Genomic DNA, 22601 nt, shown 5'->3' on the forward strand with positions numbered 1-22601 from the left:
TAAATGAAGCTATATAAAATAAATTTATTTTCTTCAAGATGTTCTTTAATGTTCTTGATTGCATTGGAAAGCTTCATACCAGGGGAGTCCTCGTAAAAAGTAAAAGGATATTTTTCTGAAATTAAGAATCTAAAATAAATAACTTAAGGTTCCTTGAATCCAAAAAGGCATTCCTGGAACAATATTAGCGTAATCAAAAATTCTTGCCGCTTGAATTCCTACCCCAAAAGGTAACCAGTATTTATTATCTGTTGTGTTGAAAAGGTAAAGGGAAAATTGCCAGTGAGGTAGGGAGTAAAAAAGCCGTGTTCTAATAATAAATTCAGGAGGAATGGAATCAGCATAGTTATACCCAAGAAATTGTCTACTAAACCAACTAAACCCAACCGCAAATCCTAATCCTGAAGAGGAAGTATAATTGATCATGCCATCTATAACATTTGTTGGCCAGCCGATAAATGGATAAACGCCAGCAGGGAAAAAAGCATTGTTGTTCAGAGGTAAAGAAAATAGTAGTGCCTCACTGGTAGAGTAAGTCTGAGTTTCTAAGGGCCCATGACCGACCTTTGTCCAGTCTTCAATCCCATATTGGTATGCATAGCCTAGCCGGCAGAGTAATGATTGGTGAGGTTTATAAGAAAAGTCCAATTCAAAACCACTCACTGCTGTCTTTGTAGGTGTCAATCCTACATTATCGATCCAAAGGTCTTGGGAAAAAATTGTGCCATCAATAAACAACCGCTTGTTTAGAATGTTTAATTTTATGCCAGCTTCATAGAGCTCGTCACATTGATGGAAGGATTGGGAATTAAAAAGAGGAGAGTACCCGCCAAGGACTGCTGCATCAGTAGTATATTCAAGGATGTATGTAAAATAAATGTTCATCCACTCAAATGGCATGTAACTAGGACTGATTGAGAAGAGGGGGAGGGATTGTGTTGTTTTTAATCCCTTAAAAAGCATTGGAGGAGTTCCAGGAGGAGTTTGAGCCTGTACAAAGTAGTTGGTATCTCTTAGCCCTAGAGAAAGTCTCCAAGATTGGTTTAAGCTTATTGTTTGCTGTATAAAAGGAGCTATAGAGCAAAAAAAACTATTTGTAGATCCTCCAGAACCATTTAAAGGATTAAAAAAATAGCCATTTGGGGCTCCAGGAATTGGCCAAAGCCCCCCAAATTTTGCATGGGGATTCATAATATTCTTTTGGAAAAAAGAAGAAGAAATCATATTCCAACTAGTAGGGAAGCTTGAAACCATATCCCAACTATTTGCCCCAAAGAAAGAGGTGGCTACATAATCGAGATTTCTTTGGATATGCCATTCAATGCCACTATCCATCAGATCAGTGAATGAAAAAGTTGAATTAGCTTCTGAAAATTCAATATTGGCAACACACTCCGTTCGGTGCCCAATTTCATAATCTCCCCTACTCGAAAGACAATAATAAACAGGTGGTTGCAGGAGTTGTTCCCGATTATACCACACCAAGGTATTGTCTAAAATCGTTAACCGATCATTAATTGAGAATTTCTGAATCAACTGTAGCATTCCTAGCATAGCCCGCGCCCCACCTTCAGGATTTTGAAGGAGGAGCCTACGACTGATTGGAAGAAGAGGACCGGCATAGAGGGAATAGGGAGGATTATTTATTTGTCCTACATTGATTAAGGAAGGCGGAAGAGATCCAGAAGAATAGAGACCATTTTCAATTAAGTTTTCCGTTGGCCTATTCATCCACATAAAAAGTGGAGTATAGTCATAGGTTCCGAAATCGCCGAGAAAATCGACTTGATAGTTCTCTGGAGAGTGAATTCCTACATTAAAATAGAGATTTTGTTGATCATTGTGAACATATTGATAATAATTTCCATTTTCCATGCCTTGATAACTGATTCTATAAGCAATATTTGGAGAGATTGGTCCTCCAAAGTCTATGAGCCACATATATTTTTCGTACATCCCAGTAGTCCATTGAGCTGTTCCACGAAAAGAATCAAAATAGGGTTGTTTTGTTAGATAGTTGGTCACTCCAGAGCTTGTTTGGGTGGCTCCAAAGACTGCTTGTGAGGGACCTTCGATAAAATCTAACGATTCAATCATATTCCAGTTCATAGGAATTCCTTGGAAGGCACCGTTTTGGATGTTCATTTCAATGCCATTAATATAGGGAATAGAAGGATAGCCTCTTGAGAAGGGAGCTATCCCTAGACCGTAGTTTACCGATGAATAAGCAGAAGGGATATAAAAGGCCATGCTCAGAGGATCTAAAAAAGGCTGCAATCCCATCCCTAGCGCCTGAATCAGTGTTTTGTCTATTGTAAAAACAGTGCGAGGTGCATCTAAAATATCCATTGGTCCAAAGCCTTTCGAAGGTGAAAGAAAAAAGGAAGACTTTTCCTTTGGTTCTATTGGCACTTGCCCTTTGACTTTTATTGGTGGAACGGCTAAAGCATCCTCTGCCACAGCATCGGCTGTGGAACCCATTCCGTTATCAGGATAAAGAGAAGTGATTAAAAAAAGGGGAGTCAGATAAAATACAATCTGCCTCTGGTTCATTTTTTTCTTTTTTCTATTTCCCCTTCCTCTTTGGATCCAAAAGTTAAAAAAGGGAAGAAAGGGAATTTCTTGCTTTTATACGGACTTTCCAAAAAAGGATTTGGAGGGAAAGGTCTTTTGACTTCTGACAGCAAGACAATAGAGAGGATTCCGCAAATTAAAAAAAAGAGCGAAAAGAGTATGAAACCAAAAGAGCAAGAACCAAAAGACTCTTTGATTTTTCCAAGAAAAATAGGTAAGAGAAAACCGCCAATGCCTCCTGCAGCTCCTACAATTCCTGTCGTTAAGCCAATATGGGAGGCAGTTTGCGTGCCCACCAATTGAAATATGGCCCCATTGGCTAAGCCAAGACATCCCATCATAAAAAATATTGGAGTTAATTCTAAAAGCAGAGGAAAGTAAAAGGAGGGAAGAAAAGCAAAAAAGCTGCCTAAGCTAATTAAAAGAAACAATACCTTTATTCCGCCCAATTTGTCGGCTATTGCTCCACCTAAAGGCCTTAAAAGGCTTCCAGAGGCAATGAGCAAGGTTTGAAGCCCTCCCGCCTTCACTTTCTCTACTCCATACTCATCGACAAGAAAGAACCCCAGATAGCTTGAAAAGCCTATAAAACCACCAAAATTAAGGCTATACAAAAGGGAAAAAAGCCATGTCTTTTTCTGACAGAGCACTCGAATGATACTTTCCCCAGTAATTCTTTCATTCTGGGGCCGAGGAGCATCTTCAGCAAAAAAAAACACGAAAAGGAAAACAATGAATAGGAGCAGGAAGAAAAAGCCGAAAACCGAATGCCACCCGTATCTGTGTGCAATCATAGGACCGAAAAGTGTACTAAGAAGCGTGCCGCTATTTCCGCTTCCAGTCAGTCCTAAAACAAGTCCTTGATGCTGCGGCAAAAACCACCTACTTGCCATTGGAATGGCGACAGCAAAACTTGCTCCAGCAACTCCAAGAAGGATACCAATGAAATATATTTCTTTAAGAGTATGGGCAAATGCAAAACCCCAGACGAGAGGGATAAACGAAACTCCCATGGCAATAAGAGCCGTTTTTTTCCCTCCAAAGCCTGATTCAGCTATTCCCAAGGCAATTCGTAAACTGCTCCCTGAAAGAATAGGTAAAGCCACCATAATCCCTTTTTCAACCGGTGTCAGCTTTAATTCATCTGCTATAAAGGTCCCCACGGCCCCTAGAATTACCCATATGGCAAAACTGATGTCGAAATAGAAAAATGAAGAACAAAGGGTCAAAAGGCTTTGTTTATTGACAAAGATATTGGAAAAAAAGGGCTTTTTCATGAGAGATATTACGTAAGGCTATCGTTGTTTGAAGCCATGGGGATTTTTATAAAAATCTGCTGGTTTTTTACAAAGGCAGGATACACTTTAATTCGAAACTTTTCAGAGATTGTGCAGTTGCCCGTTTCAAAAGAAAAAGGGTAAGCATGTAGTGGACAAATGAAGGTCTTTTCATCATAGAGAGCTTCAGCAATTGGCCCTCCTTGATGTGGGCATTTGCCTTCAACTGCCCATATTTTTCCCGAACGGGTTTTAAAGAGGGCAATTTTTATCTTTCCAATTCGAAAGCATCTACCTATGCCACTGACCAGTTCGTTGAGGTGACACACTTGATAGACCCTCTCATTATCCAGCATATTGCCATTCATTATTCGTTCTCCTTTTAGGATTTTAGGAAATGGGATTGGGACAGCTTGTTTCAGAAGCAAATTGATAAGGAAATTCTTCCTGTTGCGCAGCTTTCCAAGGATCCTCGTAGGCTGCTATCGCCTGTTCTATTTCTCTGTCCAACCTGTTTTTTTCGGCTTCAGGAGCTGAGAGTATTGCAGTTCTTATTGCTTCGATTCCCAGTCGTTCAACAAAACTATAGCTCCTTTCTGCATATTTTGCGTTTTCTCGATAGTATTGAATGAACCGACCAATACATAAAAGCGCTTCCTCATGATCCTTAGCGATTGTGAGAAGATCTCCAGCTCTAACCCTTGACCCAGCAGCTCCTCCAATATAAATTTCCCAGCCTGTTCCAATAGCTACAACCCCAATGTCTTTGACAGTGGCTTCTGCACAGTTCCTCGAACAACCACTTACGGCAAGCTTGAGCTTCGCTGGAGCTTCTATTCCCTGAAATCTCTTTTCAATTGCTATCCCAAGCTTAGTAGAATCGCCTACACCAAATCGGCAAAATTCGATTCCTACACAGGTCTTGCAGGTTCTGAAAGCTTTCGTATAGGCATGACCGCAATTCATTCCCAGCTCTTTCCATACCAAAGGCAGTTGCTCTTTTTTTAGCCCAAGCATGTCTATTCTTTGGCCTCCTGTAATTTTTATCATGGGGATCTTGTATTTTTCGGAGACATCAGCAATTTTTCGTAGTTGTTCAGGAGTGGTGATGCCTCCATAGATTCGGGGAACTACCGAATAGGTCCCATCTTTTTGGATATTTGCATGAACTCGGTCATTGATGAATCTCGCATCTGGTTCTTCTTTGTATGATTTACCCCAGATAGTTCTTAAAAGGCTGGCTAATGCCGGTTTGCAGGCAGCTTCTTCTTTTCCTCCTGCTAGTTGCTGAAAGACAGCTGAAACACTTCGTAGTTGTCTTTTTTTAATCTCTTCGATCAGTTCCCTTTTTCTCAAAGGAATGCAAGGTACATAATAATGAATGGAAGGATCATCAGAAATTGACTTTTGAGTTGTTTTTTCAAAAAGTCTTTGCACAAGACCTTTGCAACTGCCACATCCAGTTCCAGCTCGACTGATGGTCATAACTTCTTTGAGGGTAGAAGAGCCTTTCTGAATAGCTTGTAGAATTTCTTTTTTCGTTACTCCATTGCAGTTACATACTTGAAAATCCTCTGGTTTGTTTTCTATTGGTTTTTCTTTTGTTGTGAAGGTTCCTTCGGTTAGAAGATCTTTTGGAGCACAGGTTAGGGGGAGGGATTTTTCGTAGAATTGCAGAGCTTCTAATGCATGGGATGAAGGCCCAAGGAAAATCCCCCCAATTATATTTTTTTCATTTATCACGATTTTTCTATAAATTCCTCGGTTTGGTTCGGCATAGAGCACAATCTCTTCCCCATGTTCTGGTTCAATGCGACCAAAAGAAAGAAGGTCGATTCCGGCAACTTTCAATCGAGCAATCGGCAGAGAACCATTGTAGCCTTGTGTATGGGTTTTGCCTAAGAACGATCGTGCGGCTATAGCAGCTTGCTGCCAAGCAGCGGCAACTAAACCGTAGGTTTGGCCATTAAACTCGATGCATTCACCTATTGCAAAGATCCCTGGATGAGAAATCGATTCCATACGAGAATCGACAAGAATGCCTTTGTTTACAGCAATACCGGAGTTTTTAGCCAAAAGGCAGTTTGGTTCAATTCCTGTAGCAATAACAACAAGATCTGCTAGGGCTTCTTTGTGGTTTTCAAATAAGATGGCCAGGCTATTGCCTTTATTTTCTATGCCGATCGTTCTTGTTTGTATCAAGACTTGGATATTAAGTTTTTCTAACTCCTGTTTTAAAATAGCTCCCGCCATTCCATCCAGCTGCTTTTCCATCAAATGGCCCATAAGATGGACAAGACTAACCTGTAGCCCTCTTTTCTTTAGCCCATAGGCTGCTTCTATCCCTAGAAGTCCCCCACCGATAACGATTGCCTTTTTTGCGTCTGAAAGAAGCTTGAGAATGTGGTTACAATCGTTGATTTCTCTAAATGTGTATATTCTCTGAGCAAGTTTTCCTGATTGATCGAAAATCCCAGGCAGTTTAGGGATCGATGGAACACTCCCTGTGGCCAAAAGAAGTTTGTCATATGGAATTTTTTCTTTTTCCGTCCATACTCTTTTTTGGATTGGATCAATGTGTAAGGCTTCACAACAGGGTCTGACCACAATTCCATGCTCTTGAAACCATTGTAAACTTTTAAGTTCAATTGTCTGAGGCTCCGTTTCCCCAGCGAGCACACTGGAAAGTAAAATTCGATTGTAGCCAACCCTGCTTTCCTTTCCAAGCAGAGTAATCTGATAGCGCTCTGTTCCTCCGATTTCGACCAGTTCTTCAAGGAATCTTACAGCGGCCATTCCGGCACCAATGATGAGGAGTTTTTCTTTTTTCATTATTTTTTTTCCTTTCTTATTTCAGTATGTTCAGTATGCGGGGTTTGCTCCGTAAGGGATTGAATCTTAGCTGCACACAGCTTGAATGAAGGCATTTTGGAAAGTGGATCAAAATGAGATATAGTCAGCGCATTGGCTTCTGCCTGTGCGTTGGAATAAAATGGGATAAAAAGAGTATCGAGCCGTAGGTTGGGAGAAAACTTCGCTTTGAAGTATCCTTTACCTCTTTTTGTTTCCACTAAGACATATTGACCATCCTTAATTCCAAAATGACGAGCAACGGCTGGGTTTATCTCAACGATAACAGAAGGTTCCTTTTCTTGGAGTTTTTGAATAAGCCGGGTCTGAACCCCTGTTTGGTAATGATGTAAGGTTCTTCCTGTTGTTAGGTAGAAAGGATATTCGATATTTGGTTCTTCAGGAGAAGCGGTGGGATAAACGGGATGAAATTTTGCTTTCCCCTTATCTGTAGGGAATCTTTTGGTAAGGAAGATATCTTTTTGACCTTTGCTTAGGAAAGAATGGCACGGCCAATAAAGCTCTTCTCCTCTAGAAAGCCTTTGGTAGGTAATGGCAGAATAATCTGCAGCTGCTCCAGCGGTAGCTCTTCGAAGTTCTTCAAAGATGGCTTGTGGATCTGAAGAAAACCTTAATCCATAGCCAAACTTTTCAGCTAGTAAGTGAATGATTTCAAGGTCTGTTTTAACGTTTTTCGGAGGATCTAAGATTTTTGGTCTGAGCAAAACACGGCCTTCGAGATTGGTGACTGTACCTGTTTCTTCAGCCCAAATCGCTGTGGGCAAAACAACATCAGCCATCGCTGCCGTTTCGGAAAGGAAAGGATCACATACAAGGAGAAATTCCAACTGTGGGAAAAGCCGCTTGAGCTTTGAATTATTTGGAGAAGATACAATAGGATTGGCTCCAAAGACGAGCATTGCTTTAATACCCTGAGGCTTTTCAAGGGACTCAAAAATTTCGGTTACACTTTTGTCAGAGGATGGCAGATCCTTTTCATCGATTTGCCAGAGACTAGCGATATAGTTCCTGTCGAAAGAATCAAGATTGCTTCGAGCGCCTGGAAGTTGATCAGGTTTGAGCCCTAATTCTCTGGCTCCTTGCCCATTGCCTTGACCAGTCAAAGTCCCAAATCCAGAATTTACCTTTCCTACAATCCCAAGAGCTAGGGAAAGGTTGATAAAGGAAAGAACATTAAAAACCCCTTGGGTTTGCTGTTCACAACCTCTACCAGTAAGAATGACAATGTTCTTTTCAGTTCCTAAAAGTTCAGCTACCCTGAATAGCTCTCTTTGAGAAATACCCGTCAGAGTTTCAACTTTGGCAGGCCAAAAAGAAGAAACAGAGTTGAGGATCTTTTCAAATCCAGAAGTGTAATTACGAACAAAATAGTGATCGATCTTGTTCTTTTGGATCAACAGATAGAGCAAACCATTGGCCAAGATTCCATCGGTTCCGGGTTTTATTTGCAGATGCACATCAGCATAGGTAGCTGTTGGGGTAGGCCTTGGATCAATAGCTATGATTTTTTTGTTCCTTTTTTTCAAGCAGTCAAAATGGCTCCGAATGGGAGGCATGGTTTCCAGTGGATTTGTTCCAACGAGCAAGAGCAAATCAGTATGGGCAATATAGTCGATGGGAAAGGGTAGCCCTCTATCTATTCCCAAAGCCATTTCAAGAGCTTTAGATGCCGAAGCCATGCAATATCTTCCGTTGTAATCGATTGCTGAAGTTTGCAAGGCAACACGGGCAAATTTTCCAAGGAGATAAGCTTTTTCATTGGTTAAACTACCGCTCCCATAAACGAATATAGAACTATTTCCCCAACGAGATCGAATCTGGGAGATCTTGTCCACTGTAAAAGAAATAGCCTCTTCCCAATTAGATTCCCTGAAGGCATTATCTTTTTTGTATCGGATAAGTGGGTTAAGAACTCTTTTAGGATGTCCAATTAAGGCAGCGGCATGCCATCCTTTAATGCAAATTTCTCCTTTATTTGTAGTAAACTCTCTTGGTTCTACCCTGAACCCATGGCTATCTTGGACAACCCATATGGCACATTGATAACTACAAAAGGGACAATGCGTTGGATATTTTGCATAGATTCTATCTTTTATATGCTTTTCTATCATATTTCTTTTGAAATATAAAAAGCAATAAGTGTTCTTTCTTAATCAAATTATTCAAAATTATCCATGAAACCTTTGCATTATACGTATTATAAAAATGCATAATATACTCTTTATATATGTTATATTTTTATAACATGTGGATCTCTTAGAGCTTGGCCGTTTCGTATAGTTTTCTAGTGGAGATTGCTATGGGGTCTTGGTAGTTTTTGATTGAATAGAGGGAGGATGAGTGGAGAGAGACAATGTTGCCTTTAAAGCTGGATGGGTTATAGGAAAGTTATAGTCTTAATGAAAAGGGATAAGATTCCATCAAAGAATGGAATATGATCTTAGAAAAAAATCTTTAAAAAAATTCTCGGCTAATTTATCTTGATTCAAACTATTAGCGTTCTTCCTATTGGCAGCCATAGTTCTCTTTTTTCTAGAATAGTTTAAATGGAAATGGGAAGGGTATTTGCTTTTTGTTGAGCCACTATTTTTTCGGCTTGCTTATAAATTTCAGTATCAAAAAACGATCTGTTTTTTCTTTCTTCTCTCTTTAATAATCCAGCATCCACCATTTCATTAACAATCCATTGTTCCTTTTCTTTTGAGGGGCTATTGGCATTACCTTGACTAAAGACATGAAATGCCTGTCCTGGAATAAAGATGTTTTTTCCCATTCGGAAAGGTCCGATAAGGCTATGTTGAAGCACCTCTAGAGGCTGAGCAATCCATCCCCCATAGTGCAGCATTTCGGCCAAAGCTTGCCTGTTAAGAGGGCTGTCTGCCCATTGGCAAGCTTCTATAAGACAGCCAACAATCCGTATATGTTCTTCCCTTTTTCTTTCTTTGTACTTTGCATTTGCAAGCAACACTTTTTCGGGATGTCTAGGGGCTAGGTCAAGACTTGTAGCCACACAATAACCCGTTTTTTCGAACAGTGAAACAGAATTCCATGGTTCCCCAACACAAAAGCCATCAATAAACCCTTCTTTGAGGTGAATAGGCATTTGAGGAGGAGGCAAGGGAACAAAGCGAATATCTTTTTGTGGATTTAGGCCTATCTTTTGAAGCCATCGGCGAAGGAGAAAATAGTGGCTAGAAAACGTGGAGGCTACACCGAAAAGGAGAGGAAGGCCGCTGGTAGCTTTTAAAATCCTTCCATAGTTTTCAAGAGATTCATTTTCTAAGATCGAGCTATATTTTTTGGAAAGAGTGATCGCATTGCCATTAAGATTCAAAACAAAGGCTGTTGAGCATCGACAGGGAATCGATTTTAAACCATAGTTCAAGACGAGGGGTAGACCACAGACGGCTTGAGCAAAATCTAGCTCTTCATAGACAATCTTCCCTCGGATCGTTGCCCAGCCAGGCTCAGGACTAAGTTGAACGTCAAAACCCCACTTTTTAAATAATCCCATTTCTAAAGCTACGACCAACGGAGCACAATCGATTAAAGGAATGTAACCAACGGTTATTTTAGATCCTATTCTCAAGGTTCTACCTCCTTGTGTTACTTCCCCCCTCTTCATACTTTGTCTCTTTTCTCAAGCAGTTAGGATGCCAAATAGGGAGACAAATTTATATTGAATAATATGTATAAATAGAATAGGATTTATAAAATAAATGTATGGCTTATCCAATCGATAGTCGTGCTCTTTACATTTTTGTCAATACCGCTGAATCCGAAAGCTTTTCTCAGGCCGCAAAATCATTGCATTTGAGTCAGCCGGCTGTGAGCCGAACAATTCAATCGTTAGAAGAAGAATTAGGATGTAGACTTTTTGATAGGGAAGGAAAGAATCCATCGCTTACGGCGATCGGTAGAGAATTTTTAATCTTGGCAAAAGAAATATTGGCAGGAATGGAAAAAGCAAGAATTGATATAGAAAATCTTAAAAGGGAGGGACCCAAAAAAATTGTTTTTTCAACAAGCTCGCTCAGCTGTCAATACTTCATTCCACAGCTTTACAGAGAATTCCAAGAAAGTTTTCCAGACTGTCTTTTTTCAATCATTCCAGCCGATTCTCCTTTGGCGATCGAATTGGTCGAACAAAAAAAAGTAGATTTCGCCCTTTCCATTAAGCCAATAGTTCCCTTTGATGGATTGGCTATGCTAGAACTTTTCCAGGATGAAATCCTTTTTTTAGTTAGCTCTTTTCATCCCCTGACTCGAAAAAAGGACATTTCTAAAAAGGAGATAGAAACTGCTCATTACTTGATAAAAAATAAGAACGATACTACTTTTCATATAGTAGAGAGGGCATTTGCTGAACAATCTTTGTATCCAAAAAATTTCATCGAATTAGCTGAAACTGGCTCCATTAAAGAGATGGTCAAAATGGGTCTTGGGATTGGCATTTTACCAGGTTGGATTGTCAAAGAAGAACTAAAAAAGGGCAAGCTTCTCTCTCTTTCTTTAATTGCTAGGCCTATTATCAGAAAATGGGTTTTCGTATATAGAATGGGAAGAAAACTTAGCCTTTTAGAAACCACTTTTTTAGAGCTGTGTAAACAATTCTTCCTAAAAAGTAAGCTGAATAAAGTTGGTTGATCTCCTTTTTTCTTTTACTCTTCTCTAAAACTAAAAGATCTTTTTCATAAAATTCATAAAAAAATCAAAGGAGCAGTCTATGAATCTTGCTAATGAAAAAAACGAGCGGGCATTCGACTTCATTCCTCTCAATGAAAGAGAACAGAAACCTAGAAAAATTGGCCTTACTGAAATCCGAGGCCCATATTACACCCCTGTTGGTAGGCACTATCTAGAAGATTTATTCGACACAATGGGTAACTATATTGATATTCTTAAGTTTGCTGGAGGCTCTTTTACATTGATGCCTAAAAGAGCCCTTAAAGACATCATAAACCTTTGCCATAGCCACAATGTCTTGGTATCCACGGGAGGATTCATCGAAAGAGTATTGACGATGGGGTCAGAATTGATTGATAAATATTTGAACGAATGCAAATCGATCGGTTTTGATATTGTTGAGGTTTCTGCTGGCTTTGTTACCGTTCCTTTTGATGATTTGCTTCGGCTCGTTGAAAAAGTGCAAAAAATGGGGTTAAAAGCAAAACCTGAGGTAGGGGTACAATTTGGAGCCGGCGGGGCTACTAAAGCTGAAGAACTAGAGGCAGAAGGAACAAAAAGTACAAAATGGGCGATCAAACAGGCAAAAAGTTTTCTAGAGGCCGGAGCCTATCTGATAATGGTAGAATCAGAAGGGATCACTGAAAATGTTGCTGTGTGGAAAAGGGAGATTATAGCGGAGTTTATTGATCAACTAGGATTGGAAACATTAATGTTCGAAGCAGCTGATCCAGAGGTATTTTCTTGGTATATTAAAGATTATGGTCCGGAGGTGAATCTTTTTGTCGATCACAGTCAGATTGTTCAATTGGAATGTTTACGATCAGGGATTTGGGGAACGAAAAGCACTTGGGGTAGAGTAGTGACATATAAAAAACCATAAAAAAAATCAAAAAACTATTTTTTAGGATAGCTGACCGTGTTTCTGGAATCGCCTATTGGTATACAAATGAAAAGAATTTAGTCGTGAGAAGTTCTTGGCGGTTCAACGGTTACTAAAGTGATGATGAAGTTTTTTTCTGAATTTTGGACAATGGCAGCGACTTTTGCGGGAGTTGTCGCAGGTATGGAGAATGTTGCTGGAGCTTTTTTAATGAGGTTACTTAGTGATTTTTTAGGACTGACAATTAAAACAAATGTTTTTGTTCCCTTCATACTTTGATTTGAATGAACTTTAGGAGTTTCTTCTAATGTTTGGAATTTAGATCGTAAGGGAATCGCTTCGATGACTTCAGGAGCAATGACTGATTTAAAGGCAAATTCTCCATAAGACCAAAGGTTCTCACGGAGTTCCCCTTGGATATCAGCCAGTTTTGGGATTTCTTCAATTGGAACTAAGTGGGAGTTTTCTTTACTAAAGCCAAGTCTTTGATATTCTTTCAGAGCCGTATTTTTCTCTGTCGCATAAGAAAAAGAGAAGAAGAAAAAAAATATCCAAACAAAGGATAAGACTACATGTTTCATCGTTTATTCCTGGGATAATATCTGAGGAGGGGAAATCATTTCTAACTCCATAAGATGATATCCGGCATCCGTTTTCATATTTACAAGGACCCTTGCAGGAGCCTCTGGAGAAATATAAAGAATGGAATTCTTTTTGATTGGAGGGCAGCTCGAATGAACGACTAGAATCACATGATCGAGATGCTTGCTGCTGAAAAATGCTGGAACGCCTATCAATGGCCAAAAAATGATACCTGCACCCACAGCCATCCCAGAAGAACTGGCAATTCTCTTAGTCTTATCTCCAGCTATTAAACATACAATTAAACCATCCTGTGGACTACTTTGTGCTTCAAACTTTCCATAGACCCAAAGATTGGAAGGACATATCCCTCTTTTTTGTATCGCTGCCGAGCGAAGGCGTTGAACTTTAAATAGTTCTTTTTTATTTTCAGTCACATAGCCAGTCTCTCCCTTTTTTTCGGTTATCTTCTTTAGAGTACCCTTCTTGTTTATCTCCTGATTGTCAGCGAAGGCTAGGGAAGAAAAGATCAAAAAAAGGGTAGCAAAAGAGACGATCCAATATTTTTGGAAAAAAGACATGAAATCTACCAAAACGGTAGCTAACTATATAAAAAAAAGAGCCCCCATCAAGATTAAAATAGATTTTTACTGAGGAATATAACTTGTCTGATAGTATTTTTCATTGGATGGAAGAGGAGAATCATCCAGTTCGAACGTTACCGCTTCTTTAATGACCCGACTGACATGCAATGGAAACTTCCAATGGGAATCTATCCAATCTTTTGCTGTTTTGTCGAGGAGGGGATATCCAGAAGAGCGAACAATTTGAGAGTTGACGATTTTTCCTTTCCGTACATCGAGCATAATAACGACCGTTCCTTCCATATGACGAAGACGGGCTTCATATGGATAAGGGGGTGGAGAAAGAAAGGCAGTGGACAAAGAATATTGAATATACTCTTTGTTAGGCGCATGGAAAGCGCATCTTTTTGGATGAGATTGAGAAATAGCTCGAGGACTATTCAGCAGGATGTTTTTCGGTCCTTTCGGATTGGCTGGCAACGGAGAAGGAATAGGGGGAAGGGGAGGTTTTGGTGCTTCAGCAATAGGAAGAGAAGAAGAAAAATGCTCTTGATTTGAAACAAGATCAATAAAGGAAGAAGAATCTGTTTGAGAAAAACAGCTACTTTTTTCTATTTCAGAACTTTCCTTGTTTGGAAGAGAAATCAATGCTAGCAATCCATGAACGCTGGCAGCTAAAAACATACAAAGTAAATAAGCCAGCTTATCTTTTGAAAAATAACTAAAGGCTTTAGCAATCATTTCTTATTCTTTCGTTATTTTATTAAAGCAAGAAGTATGCCAATTTATAAGTATCTGAATACAAATGATTTATATGCTGTTTTTCTACTTGTCTTTTAATTGCCTAAGTCATGAGCTTGCCAACTGCAGAAAATGGTTTTAGGCTGTTGGAATTGGAAAAAAAATTCCGAAAGGAAAAGTTGGGAATATAAACTAGCTGACTGGTAAAGAATACTAAAGAAAGGCATTACTGGAGGACATATGATGGGTGAGCTACCTGTTTTTTGTGGCAAAGAAAAAGAGCTTAAAGAGGCAATTCAAAAACAAGAGAATATTACTTTAGAAGCCACTGGAATTGATTTCGAGCAGATACAAAGTGCCGCATCCATTGCTCTTCATATGCATCAACCTTTAATACCTGCTGGCGGTACAGACTTAAGATCTGCTCAGATAATCAGTAATTTGCAGTTTATGCTTGAACATTTGGGAGATGGAGATAACCATAATGCGCCTGTTTTTCAGTGGTGCTATCGACGAATGGGAGAGTTTATTCCTGAATTACTCTCGCAAAACAAACAGCCTAGGGTGATGCTCGACTATTCGGGATGCTTGCTTTATGGCTTTGAACAAATGAGAAGCAGAGATATCCTGGATGCACTTTATACTCTTTCTAATGATCGTTCTTGTCGAAAAGCAGCAGAATTTCTCGGAACAGCCTGGGGACATGCTGTAGCTCCTTCCACTCCAATTCAGGATTTTCGTTTGCATGTTGAAGCCTGGCAACAACACTTTGGCAGTCTTTTCGGCTTTGAGGCTTTGTCTCGTGTCAGGGGTTTTTCTCCACCAGAGATGGCCCTTCCCAACCATCCTGATGTTGCCTATGCTTTTGTGAGAACATTGTTAGACTGTGGATACAAATGGGTTTTAATTCAAGAACATACAGTTGAAAGACCTGATGGTCATCCTCTGTCTTTTAAGCACATTCCTCATCGACTTATTTGTGTAAACGCCAACGGAGAAGTAGCTTCGATCATTGCTATTATAAAAACTCAGGGATCCGATACAAAGTTAGTGGGTCAAATGCAACCATGGTATGAGGCTAAGGGACTTAACCGTATTGAATTTTGTGGCAAAGCACTCCCCCCACTCGTTACCCAAATTGCTGATGGAGAGAATGGAGGAGTCATGATGAATGAATTTCCCTCGAAATATTTTGAAGTTATAAGAGAATCTTCTTATAGTCCTACCCCGGTTGTAAACGTTAGCGAATATCTTGCTTATCTCGATCAGTTAGGAATAAAACAAGAAGACTATCCCCCTATTCAACCGATTCATCAACATTATCTTTTTCAAAAGTTCGAACCAGGGGATGGCACGCGAAAACTTTCCGAAACAATCGAAAAGATAAAAGAAGAAAATCCTCGCTTTTCTATGGAAGGAGGAAGTTGGACGAACAACATTTCTTGGGTGAAAGGTTACGGAGATCTTCTTGGTCCAATGGAACGATTAAGTAGCCTTTTTTATGAAAAAGTTCTTCAAAAGGGAATTTCTTCAAATGAAGAGAAGTACAGGCAAGCATTGTTTTATCTGCTAGTGAGTGAGACAAGTTGTTTTAGATATTGGGGTACAGGACTGTGGACTGAGTTTGGAAAAGAAATTTGTAGACGAGGGATCGAATTTATAGAAAAAAATTTCTAGAAAAAATCAGTAGCTTTATAAAGATCCTTCAAGGTTATTTTATTAAAGGATTTTCTTAGTTTCGCCGACCTTGTTTGTATAATCTCCCTTGTCAATTCTTCTAGGTAAAAATTTTATCTTTGTTCTGAAAGAAGGTCTTTGTTTAAAAACAGATAGCTTTTCTCTTCTTTTTCAGTCATCAAAGAAAGCAGCCTTAGAGTGGAAAATCAAAATTTTCCCATTTCTAAGTTCCAACACCAATTTTTTTTTCAGAGAAAGAGTAAGTTTTTGGGAATAAAGCCTTCTGCTTTTTGCTTGTATCTTTTTGAAGAGCCATTTTGTCATGAAAAAATTATATTTATTTTTTCCTCACGTTACTTGTTGTATTTGTGTCTTAAGCCTTTGGTCTTTGGGAGAGTTTTGTTTGGCAGGCAACGAAGATGATGGCGTTGTTATTAATAAAACAAAAGAAGAGCATCAAGCCTTGCCGAATGCTTCTCCAACTGAGATTTTAAATAACCTATCCAATAGAAAAGACCCATCTTTAAATACTCAAAATATTTCCACTTCAATAGCTCAGGAAACGGTTGTTTTAGGTAGAGAACCTTCTCTGCTTCTGCCCTGGGAAAATAGCAAAGTAGATTTAGATTCTCGAGAGATATGGTCGGACAAGATAGCAGCTAGTGATGCTCCAGCTGGCCTAATGGGAACCGCTCATATGCATAGGAAGTACCAGCCGATGATTGGTTTCTGGTGGATGTATATGAACATGGGGCCAGATTATTATCAGGGAAGCAATGCAATGAATCTCAATGGATTAGAAGCCATACGCTTTGCTGGTAAACCCGTGGCTATGGGTGATGTTTCGATGTTTATGGAACAGTACATGCCGATGCTCATGCTTGGATTGACTGACAATCTAACCTTTATGGCAATGTTTCCCATATGGAATAAGCAAATGGATATGGTAGGATTGCCCATGGGTGGATTTATGTCAGGAGGAATGCATGGAATGGGGGGAATGCATACTGGTTCTGGAGGATTACCTTTACAGCCCATGCCCCCAGGCAGCCGCATGTCTATAGCAGCTGTTGGCCTTGGAGATGTTAATTTTCAATGGATCTATAAACTGTTAGATTTCCATAGGCATAGGCTTCAAATGAACCTTGGTTTTTCAGTGCCTACAGGATCGATTGATGAAACAATGTCTGATATGGCTGGACACCGTGTTTATCCTTATGATATGCAACTTGGCTTAGGTGTTCCTGCTTTCATCGGGGCATTAACGTATCTTGGACAAAGCGAAGATAGGCATTGGGGCTGGGGAGTACAAGGTTATACAACTGTTCCTGTTGGAAGAAACTCTCAGGGGTATGCTTGGGGAAATTCATTTTTTGGAAATGGCTGGGTCTCTTACAATTTTACCAATTGGGCTTCCATCAATTTTAGTGGTGTTGGTTCCTATCAAGGTGGGATTCATGGAGCTAACCCTGTTAACGAACTTTCAATTCGAACAGCCCCTTTTATTGCAATGCCTGACATCGTTGCATCTTGGACAGGTGGTGAATGGGCTGGGGCAGCCTTAGGTGTGAACATGAGAATGCCAGGTTTCGCAAGAGAAGGTTTCCAAAAAGTAGCGACCTCTCCAGAAAGTGCTCTGCAAGGAAATTTTCTTACGGCTCAGATTGTCAAACCCGTTTATCAATCTTGGAATGGTGTTCAATATGGAATGAATTGGATGGCGACTTTATCGTGGCAATGGTGGTATTGAAAATTCTCCTTAGGACGCAAGCATGATTCTTGCCCACAAGTATCGTACTTGTGATTTGAACATGAGGCAGGCAATATCTACTGTCCGTGGATGGGGGGGGCCCGTTCCCAATCTTTCTTTGCCATTTACCCTCCTGTTTTCTGCAATTTCAAAAGAAAAAAGAACACGATAGGTTCATCACGCACACCAATGATCAATTTCGGATCGAAGTAGTGCGCAGGCTGATTCCGAAGCTTAGCTAGGTACATGGTTGCTTAAACAAATACGATTTGGTGACAAGATTCTTTTGACCACGATTTATCTCATAGCTGATTGGGGGCGTATCCCCTTCGCCGTCAATGTCAAGGCCGTTATACAATTGGTCACCGAGAGTCAAAAACCATGGCGAAGTAACTGGTCGCCTACAGAAGCATAACATGGATAGAAGGCACTATTTTCGTTACCGTCGAAATCGAAGGATCTGAATGCCTGCAACATGAGCAAGCACAAGCATTTGGCCATACCCATTGCAAACATGTGCTTCTTCAAGTTTAAGCGCTAATTAAAGAAGAGGTTGAAAGGCTCAACGCTATCGTTGTCCAACCTGAGGGTGAACAGCATCATCGTGGTGCAGTGGAAATAGCTCATGCGTTTCAGCCTTAATGTTGGAATCTGGCAACGTATGACATACTTGATGAAAACCTAGGAATATTATCGTGGTGCGGGATTTGGCTGTAAGCAGGTAATTAAAAATTCAAAGTTGATCTGGTACAGAGTCTACATATATTTGGCCGAGCTTGAACAGATTCTTGCCAACGAGGGAAAGTAGTATGGGATGCTAATTGGTGAAGACGAACCTAAATTTTCGAATGCCAAAATGTAAGGACACTTGCAGTCTGTCCTAAGGCAAATGAAAACAGATGTTCTAAGGTATGTTTATGTGCTCACTTTTTAGCGGCAACTAAAAGCGGAGAATGATAGCCAATATCATGGTAAGTAAATTTTGTGAATCCAACTTCTCTTAGCCATTCTTCGTATTCTTCTGCAGAATAAATACCACCTTCTTTTGTATTTACAAGCATGCGCAGTCCAAAGAGAACGGCTTCTACTGGTTCAGTGCGCTGACGGTTAGGTAAAAATTCCAAAATGGCAATTCGGCCATCAGTATCCATAATTTTTGCAATTTTTTTTAATAATCTCCGGCTCTTGATTTCCCCTTCCGAATGGAGGATATGACCAAAAATTACAAGGTTGAAATTTTTCTGAGGATATTCTATTTCCTCAATGTTTCCTGCTAAAAACTCATAGCGATCTTCCATTCCATGTCTTTGAACATAAGCTTGAGTATAAGCAAGGACTCTGGGAAAATCCACTGCTGTAACCTTTGTTTGTTTATTAGCCAAGGCAATAGCAAGACTCCAGACAGCCGATCCACAGCCTATATCTAACACTTCAAGCATATGAGAAGAATTAGCTTCTCCAATAATTGCTTGCGCTGCCTTTACTGCAGGATTACGATGAACAATATGAAGAAACCTAATAAGCTTTGGGAAAAACTCCTCAGCTTTACTTTGCGTTTCTACTCCCTCGGGAGGGCCTCCTTTGAGAACAGCTTCGGTCAATATTTTCCAATCTTCATTTAGAAATGAATCTTGTAAGAAATCACCAATATAATCTTGGCTCTCCTCAACTAACAACTCTTTGGAAAGGGAAGAAAGTTGGTAGCTTTCTTTATCTTTTTCAAGAAGGTCTAATGCCGTAAGACCATCCAGAAAAAAACTAAGGCCTCTTAAGCTTGCTCCCGTGATGTTGGCTATTTCACTAAGAGACATTTTATGACTGTTAAGAATCTTAAAAATATGCAGTTGAAAAGCAGTTTTTAAAATATGATTTGCTCTTGTATCATTAAGAAATGTAAAAAGATGTAAAGGATTGAAAGGAAATTCAAAAGCTGTTTTGCTCATATGATATTGGGTTTACTATTTTTTTAAAAAAAAGGCAAATCTAATAGAAAGAACGGTAATTATAAACGGCGCGGGAATACCTATCCCCTTGAGGAGATTGGGATGAGAGCGCTGCAAACGGCTATTTGCCTTGGCATACTGTGATGTAACGACGAATGACTTCCGCCGATACTGCCTCAGCCGTTCCCACACAGTAGGCTGCGTCTATAAGTGTTCCCAGCGATACCCAATGTTTTTGAGCTTCGGAAACCTTTTTCGAGAACCACCCGGAACATGTAACTCTTGAGGAATCCCACGATCGATGAAGTCGCTCAACGAGGCGGGGCCGATACGAAGCAATGCCCCTGGTCGATGTCCGTTCTCAAAACTGGCAGCCGAAAGCCGTGCTGCCGTCAATATTTGGCGAGCAGAGCCTTGCAGGCTGCGTTCACCTCGCCAGAGTGGATTCTGCGTTGGTATTTTAGTATCCATACGAAGGAATAGGCGAGCTGATAATGCACCCATTGCGTTTTTCCGGTTTGCCGTGGATCAGTCATAATGCTATGCATAGTATCTGTGGAAGGGGTCCGCCTCCTATCCCTGAAGTGTATCTCCAAAAGAGAGGCTCCCCATCATTCAGCAAGGCCAGTTGGATGCGGCCAAGGTCTGGGAGACGTGTCGGAACGTGCATTTCAAGGCTCGCAAGACGAATGCGCTATGGCCTGGACGCGGCGAAAATCAAGAAGCCACCGCCGGAGGCTGCTACGTCTTGCATGCCCAAATGGTCCAACAGATCTTTCGCGCCTTCGACGCAGCCGTGGAAGTAGCTCGCAGGAACCGCCGCGATGGCCGCAGAGAAATACGTTATCCATACAAGGATAAACGCTTTTTCCCTCTCATGTTGGCCGGCCTAACCAATGGGAATAAAGGAAAAGCAAATCGTTCTCCCTATGGGGCGAGGAGGATCGTTTCTGATATTGCCGCGTCCCGCTTGGCTTTTGCATAAATCCGCTTGCCTGATCCTCTGGAATGACCTGCCCAACGAATGGCACATAACCCTTGTCGAGTTGGCAGACGATCCGAACTTGCAAGAGCCCACGGAACAGTGTGCCACGGTGGATTTCCGGCCAAATTCACCAGGCCATCATTGTCTCCAACAACGGGATCACTCTAGTCGTTTCCGGGCAAGGCTAGCGCACCATCAAGCGGTTGTACAGCAAGCAACTTTGCGAAATCCAGAAAAAGTGGTCCCGATGCAGGAAGGGCAGCCGGCGAATGCGCAAGCTCAGACGAGCCAGAGCGAAGCGCACACTGCGTCATAAACGCAGGCATCTCGACCTGCGCCATAAAGACATCCGTAAGGTCGTAAACTTCTGCCTGTATCATGGAATTCAATCCATCTTCGCTGGTAACCCGGATGGAGTACGTCGCGGCGCCTGTAGACGCCGTCCCAACCAGCGGATGAGCCAGTGGAAATACAGCAAGGGAGTAGATTATTTGATACAGAAGTCGGGGCAAGCCCGCATCATGTGCTTCACTGGGGACGAACGGGGCAGGTCCAGCCAGTGTCCAGAAGGCGGTCAGCGACATAAACCCCATGAGCGGAATTGGCGATGGTCGAAATGTGGCTTTTAGGGCCACCGGGATGAGGTCGGAGGTGTCAACCTGCACCCGTTGACCTTTAGCTTGGTGGTGCTATTTCCAATGCATATCATGTATCTGCGACCCAACCCTCTGCAAGGAGGGATCGCCGGGATAAACAGCCGGCAGCCGGGAGGCATTGGTAGCCTAGACAGGGGCCAAGGTTGTCTATCTGAAGCCCGGCCTCAAGCGCTGCCGGTTCGCCGTCGTATTCCTCATGGGAACCGTCCACAGACCGTGCATAGTAGCTAGAAGCTCATCCGCTTTAGCGGGTTGAGAGTGTCACCAACACATACGAATTTGTCTTCTTTCTGCTTTTGGATCTATTTCAGGTAGCATTTTTTTATTAGTTTTTTTAAAACAGTATACTCTTTCTAAGTATTCGAAGCATGGCGCAGGTTGATTCCGACGCTTGGCTAGACACGAGGATGGATAAAAGACTACGATTTGGTGGCAAGATTCATTCGGTCACGATCTGCTACTGCGGCCGACAGCTTGGATTCTGTTGCTGGCTGTGTGCAAGACGACATAGCTTGCCGGTGGAGCAATCCATCATCACGATCTTAATGCAGTGATCAATTTATGGAAATTGGACATGAGTTCCCCTGTCTTTAGCCTTTGGCAAGAAAGCTCTAGCAAACAACGGCATGACGAGCATGCACCGACCACGACGAGCTTGCCAGTCAGCTTTGAGTCTGTTGAGACAGGTTTAAGGAGGTCCTTTGGGAACGGAAGACTCCTCAAATAGACCAAAAAGTCTATCTCCAGCATCCCCTAAACCAGGAAGGATAAAACCGCTGGGATTGATTTCGCGATCCACACACCCAGCGATAATTTCAACATCGTCAAAGGTCTGTTGGATTCTTTTAATTCCTTCGGGACTTGCAATACAACAGACGACTCTGATAGAAATAGCCCCACAATCTTTTAAAAATTTAATCGTTTTGATCATCGTATGCCCTGTAGCTATCATGGGATCAAGTATAAAGATATGATGATGGGGCTTTATACTGGGGATTGGCCCGTGATAAAGGGTGCTTTCTAATGTCTTTTCATTTCTTACGGCTCCTAAAAAAAAGACTTGGGATTCTGGAATAAGCGACTGAAAACTTTTTAGCATGCCAAGACCCGCACGAAGAATCGGGGTAAGGATGATTTCTTGACCAAAAATAAATGTCGAAGTTTTTTCAAGAGGAGTCTCAATTTCAGTAGGCTCTAAGGAAAGACTTTTAGTGGCAAAGGTAGCTAATATAGAAGAGACTTGATCCATGTAAAGTCCAAAAAGGCTTTTAGGTGTTTTCCTATCTCTGAGCCGTGTTAACCGATCAATAAGTAAAGGATGTTCTATTATCTGTAATGACATTTGATTTTAAAGCTGTACTTTCATCTAATAAAAGCAAAATTCTTTCCACC

The 22601-nt window shown here is 41.0% G+C and carries 18 protein-coding genes; 5 read left to right on the plus strand and 13 right to left on the minus strand.

Translation table 11 applies throughout. The annotated features are described in order from the left end of the window. Nucleotides 1-129: 129 nt before the first annotated feature. The 6 genes from QOL44_RS05825 to QOL44_RS05850 all read right to left on the minus strand — a co-directional run bounded on the left by QOL44_RS05825 (nucleotide 130) and on the right by QOL44_RS05850 (nucleotide 10347). Entirely contained in the window at nucleotides 130-2553 is a 2424-nt protein-coding gene (locus tag QOL44_RS05825) for a TonB-dependent receptor (RefSeq protein ID WP_009058619.1), read from the minus strand. After that, complete coding sequence (locus tag QOL44_RS05830) at nucleotides 2550-3851, minus strand: MFS transporter (protein ID WP_009058617.1); 1302 nt, start codon at nucleotides 3849-3851, stop codon at nucleotides 2550-2552. Before QOL44_RS05830 ends, QOL44_RS05825 begins: the two co-directional genes overlap by 4 nt. Nucleotides 3852-3859: 8 nt before the next feature. After that, on the minus strand, nucleotides 3860-4219 hold the full coding sequence (locus QOL44_RS05835) for a Rieske (2Fe-2S) protein (protein WP_009058615.1): 360 nt from the start codon (nucleotides 4217-4219) through the stop codon (nucleotides 3860-3862). 22 nt (nucleotides 4220-4241) lie between these two features. Then, nucleotides 4242-6683: a nitrite reductase large subunit NirB gene (nirB, locus tag QOL44_RS05840; RefSeq protein WP_009058613.1), complete on the minus strand. Its 2442-nt coding sequence runs from the start codon at nucleotides 6681-6683 to the stop codon at nucleotides 4242-4244. Further along, entirely contained in the window at nucleotides 6683-8833 is a 2151-nt protein-coding gene (locus tag QOL44_RS05845) for a molybdopterin oxidoreductase family protein (protein ID WP_009058611.1), read from the minus strand. The genes nirB and QOL44_RS05845 overlap by 1 nt, the downstream gene beginning before the upstream one ends. Before the next feature lie 431 nt (nucleotides 8834-9264). After that, nucleotides 9265-10347: a CmpA/NrtA family ABC transporter substrate-binding protein gene (locus QOL44_RS05850; RefSeq protein ID WP_009058609.1), complete on the minus strand. Its 1083-nt coding sequence runs from the start codon at nucleotides 10345-10347 to the stop codon at nucleotides 9265-9267. Between the two features lie 98 nt (nucleotides 10348-10445). On the opposite strand from QOL44_RS05850, the gene QOL44_RS05855 reads away from it, so the two are divergent. Together QOL44_RS05855 and QOL44_RS05860 are read left to right on the plus strand one after the other, a co-directional pair. After that, a complete protein-coding gene (locus QOL44_RS05855) occupies nucleotides 10446-11369 on the plus strand; it encodes a LysR family transcriptional regulator (RefSeq protein ID WP_009058607.1) in 924 nt (307 codons plus the stop codon). Nucleotides 11370-11448: 79 nt separating this feature from the next. Then, a complete protein-coding gene (locus QOL44_RS05860; RefSeq protein WP_009058606.1) occupies nucleotides 11449-12291 on the plus strand; it encodes a phosphosulfolactate synthase in 843 nt (280 codons plus the stop codon). Between the two features lie 77 nt (nucleotides 12292-12368). On the opposite strand, the gene QOL44_RS05865 is transcribed toward QOL44_RS05860, so the two are convergent. From QOL44_RS05865 to QOL44_RS05875, 3 genes are all read right to left on the minus strand, one after another. Continuing rightward, nucleotides 12369-12872, minus strand: a complete 504-nt coding sequence (locus QOL44_RS05865) for a hypothetical protein (RefSeq protein WP_009058605.1) — start codon at nucleotides 12870-12872, stop codon at nucleotides 12369-12371. Nucleotides 12873-12875: 3 nt separating this feature from the next. Next, the gene (locus QOL44_RS05870; protein ID WP_009058604.1) at nucleotides 12876-13454 is read right to left on the minus strand and encodes a hypothetical protein; all 579 of its coding nucleotides are present in this window, start codon (nucleotides 13452-13454) and stop codon (nucleotides 12876-12878) included. Between the two features lie 66 nt (nucleotides 13455-13520). After that, nucleotides 13521-14198: an energy transducer TonB gene (locus tag QOL44_RS05875; protein WP_009058603.1), complete on the minus strand. Its 678-nt coding sequence runs from the start codon at nucleotides 14196-14198 to the stop codon at nucleotides 13521-13523. Between the two features lie 243 nt (nucleotides 14199-14441). Between QOL44_RS05875 and QOL44_RS05880 the strand changes: the two genes are divergently transcribed. Both QOL44_RS05880 and QOL44_RS05885 read left to right on the plus strand, forming a co-directional pair. Beyond that, a complete protein-coding gene (locus tag QOL44_RS05880; protein ID WP_009058602.1) occupies nucleotides 14442-15875 on the plus strand; it encodes a hypothetical protein in 1434 nt (477 codons plus the stop codon). Nucleotides 15876-16197: 322 nt separating this feature from the next. Then, nucleotides 16198-17625, plus strand: coding sequence for a hypothetical protein (locus tag QOL44_RS05885; protein WP_009058601.1), 1428 nt, complete (start codon nucleotides 16198-16200; stop codon nucleotides 17623-17625). A 125-nt stretch (nucleotides 17626-17750) separates the two neighbouring features. Here QOL44_RS05885 and QOL44_RS05890 read toward each other — a convergent pair whose 3' ends face one another. From QOL44_RS05890 to QOL44_RS05900, 3 genes are all read right to left on the minus strand, one after another. Further along, the gene (locus QOL44_RS05890; RefSeq protein WP_279635706.1) at nucleotides 17751-17873 is read right to left on the minus strand and encodes a hypothetical protein; all 123 of its coding nucleotides are present in this window, start codon (nucleotides 17871-17873) and stop codon (nucleotides 17751-17753) included. Nucleotides 17874-18548: 675 nt separating this feature from the next. After that, nucleotides 18549-19568 (minus strand): class I SAM-dependent methyltransferase, encoded by a 1020-nt coding sequence (locus tag QOL44_RS05895; RefSeq protein ID WP_009058600.1) that lies wholly within the window; start codon nucleotides 19566-19568, stop codon nucleotides 18549-18551. Nucleotides 19569-19772: 204 nt separating this feature from the next. Further along, complete coding sequence (locus QOL44_RS05900) at nucleotides 19773-20072, minus strand: hypothetical protein (RefSeq protein WP_045086633.1); 300 nt, start codon at nucleotides 20070-20072, stop codon at nucleotides 19773-19775. A gap of 1505 nt (nucleotides 20073-21577) precedes the next feature. Here QOL44_RS05900 and QOL44_RS05905 point away from each other — a divergent pair. Further along, nucleotides 21578-21763, plus strand: coding sequence for a hypothetical protein (locus QOL44_RS05905; protein WP_283401160.1), 186 nt, complete (start codon nucleotides 21578-21580; stop codon nucleotides 21761-21763). Between the two features lie 134 nt (nucleotides 21764-21897). Here QOL44_RS05905 and upp read toward each other — a convergent pair whose 3' ends face one another. After that, the gene (gene upp, locus QOL44_RS05910) at nucleotides 21898-22551 is read right to left on the minus strand and encodes a uracil phosphoribosyltransferase (protein ID WP_009058589.1); all 654 of its coding nucleotides are present in this window, start codon (nucleotides 22549-22551) and stop codon (nucleotides 21898-21900) included. Between the last annotated feature and the right edge of the window lie 50 nt (nucleotides 22552-22601).

The organism is Candidatus Methylacidiphilum fumarolicum, from assembly GCF_949774925.1.
In the GTDB taxonomy this organism is placed as follows: Bacteria; Verrucomicrobiota; Verrucomicrobiia; order Methylacidiphilales; family Methylacidiphilaceae; genus Methylacidiphilum; species Methylacidiphilum fumarolicum.

Coding starts and splice junctions, on each gene's coding strand:
- QOL44_RS05825 (WP_009058619.1), bottom strand. CDS start 2,553: ATGAACCAGAGGCAGATTGTATTTTATCTGACTCCCCTTTTTTTAATC.
- QOL44_RS05830 (WP_009058617.1), bottom strand. CDS start 3,851: ATGAAAAAGCCCTTTTTTTCCAATATCTTTGTCAATAAACAAAGCCTT.
- QOL44_RS05835 (WP_009058615.1), bottom strand. CDS start 4,219: ATGAATGGCAATATGCTGGATAATGAGAGGGTCTATCAAGTGTGTCAC.
- nirB (WP_009058613.1), bottom strand. CDS start 6,683: ATGAAAAAAGAAAAACTCCTCATCATTGGTGCCGGAATGGCCGCTGTA.
- QOL44_RS05845 (WP_009058611.1), bottom strand. CDS start 8,833: ATGATAGAAAAGCATATAAAAGATAGAATCTATGCAAAATATCCAACG.
- QOL44_RS05850 (WP_009058609.1), bottom strand. CDS start 10,347: ATGAAGAGGGGGGAAGTAACACAAGGAGGTAGAACCTTGAGAATAGGA.
- QOL44_RS05855 (WP_009058607.1), top strand. CDS start 10,446: ATGGCTTATCCAATCGATAGTCGTGCTCTTTACATTTTTGTCAATACC.
- QOL44_RS05860 (WP_009058606.1), top strand. CDS start 11,449: ATGAATCTTGCTAATGAAAAAAACGAGCGGGCATTCGACTTCATTCCT.
- QOL44_RS05865 (WP_009058605.1), bottom strand. CDS start 12,872: ATGAAACATGTAGTCTTATCCTTTGTTTGGATATTTTTTTTCTTCTTC.
- QOL44_RS05870 (WP_009058604.1), bottom strand. CDS start 13,454: ATGTCTTTTTTCCAAAAATATTGGATCGTCTCTTTTGCTACCCTTTTT.
- QOL44_RS05875 (WP_009058603.1), bottom strand. CDS start 14,198: ATGATTGCTAAAGCCTTTAGTTATTTTTCAAAAGATAAGCTGGCTTAT.
- QOL44_RS05880 (WP_009058602.1), top strand. CDS start 14,442: ATGGGTGAGCTACCTGTTTTTTGTGGCAAAGAAAAAGAGCTTAAAGAG.
- QOL44_RS05885 (WP_009058601.1), top strand. CDS start 16,198: ATGAAAAAATTATATTTATTTTTTCCTCACGTTACTTGTTGTATTTGT.
- QOL44_RS05890 (WP_279635706.1), bottom strand. CDS start 17,873: ATGTACCTAGCTAAGCTTCGGAATCAGCCTGCGCACTACTTCGATCCG.
- QOL44_RS05895 (WP_009058600.1), bottom strand. CDS start 19,568: ATGAGCAAAACAGCTTTTGAATTTCCTTTCAATCCTTTACATCTTTTT.
- QOL44_RS05900 (WP_045086633.1), bottom strand. CDS start 20,072: ATGGGTGCATTATCAGCTCGCCTATTCCTTCGTATGGATACTAAAATA.
- QOL44_RS05905 (WP_283401160.1), top strand. CDS start 21,578: ATGGCGCAGGTTGATTCCGACGCTTGGCTAGACACGAGGATGGATAAA.
- upp (WP_009058589.1), bottom strand. CDS start 22,551: ATGTCATTACAGATAATAGAACATCCTTTACTTATTGATCGGTTAACA.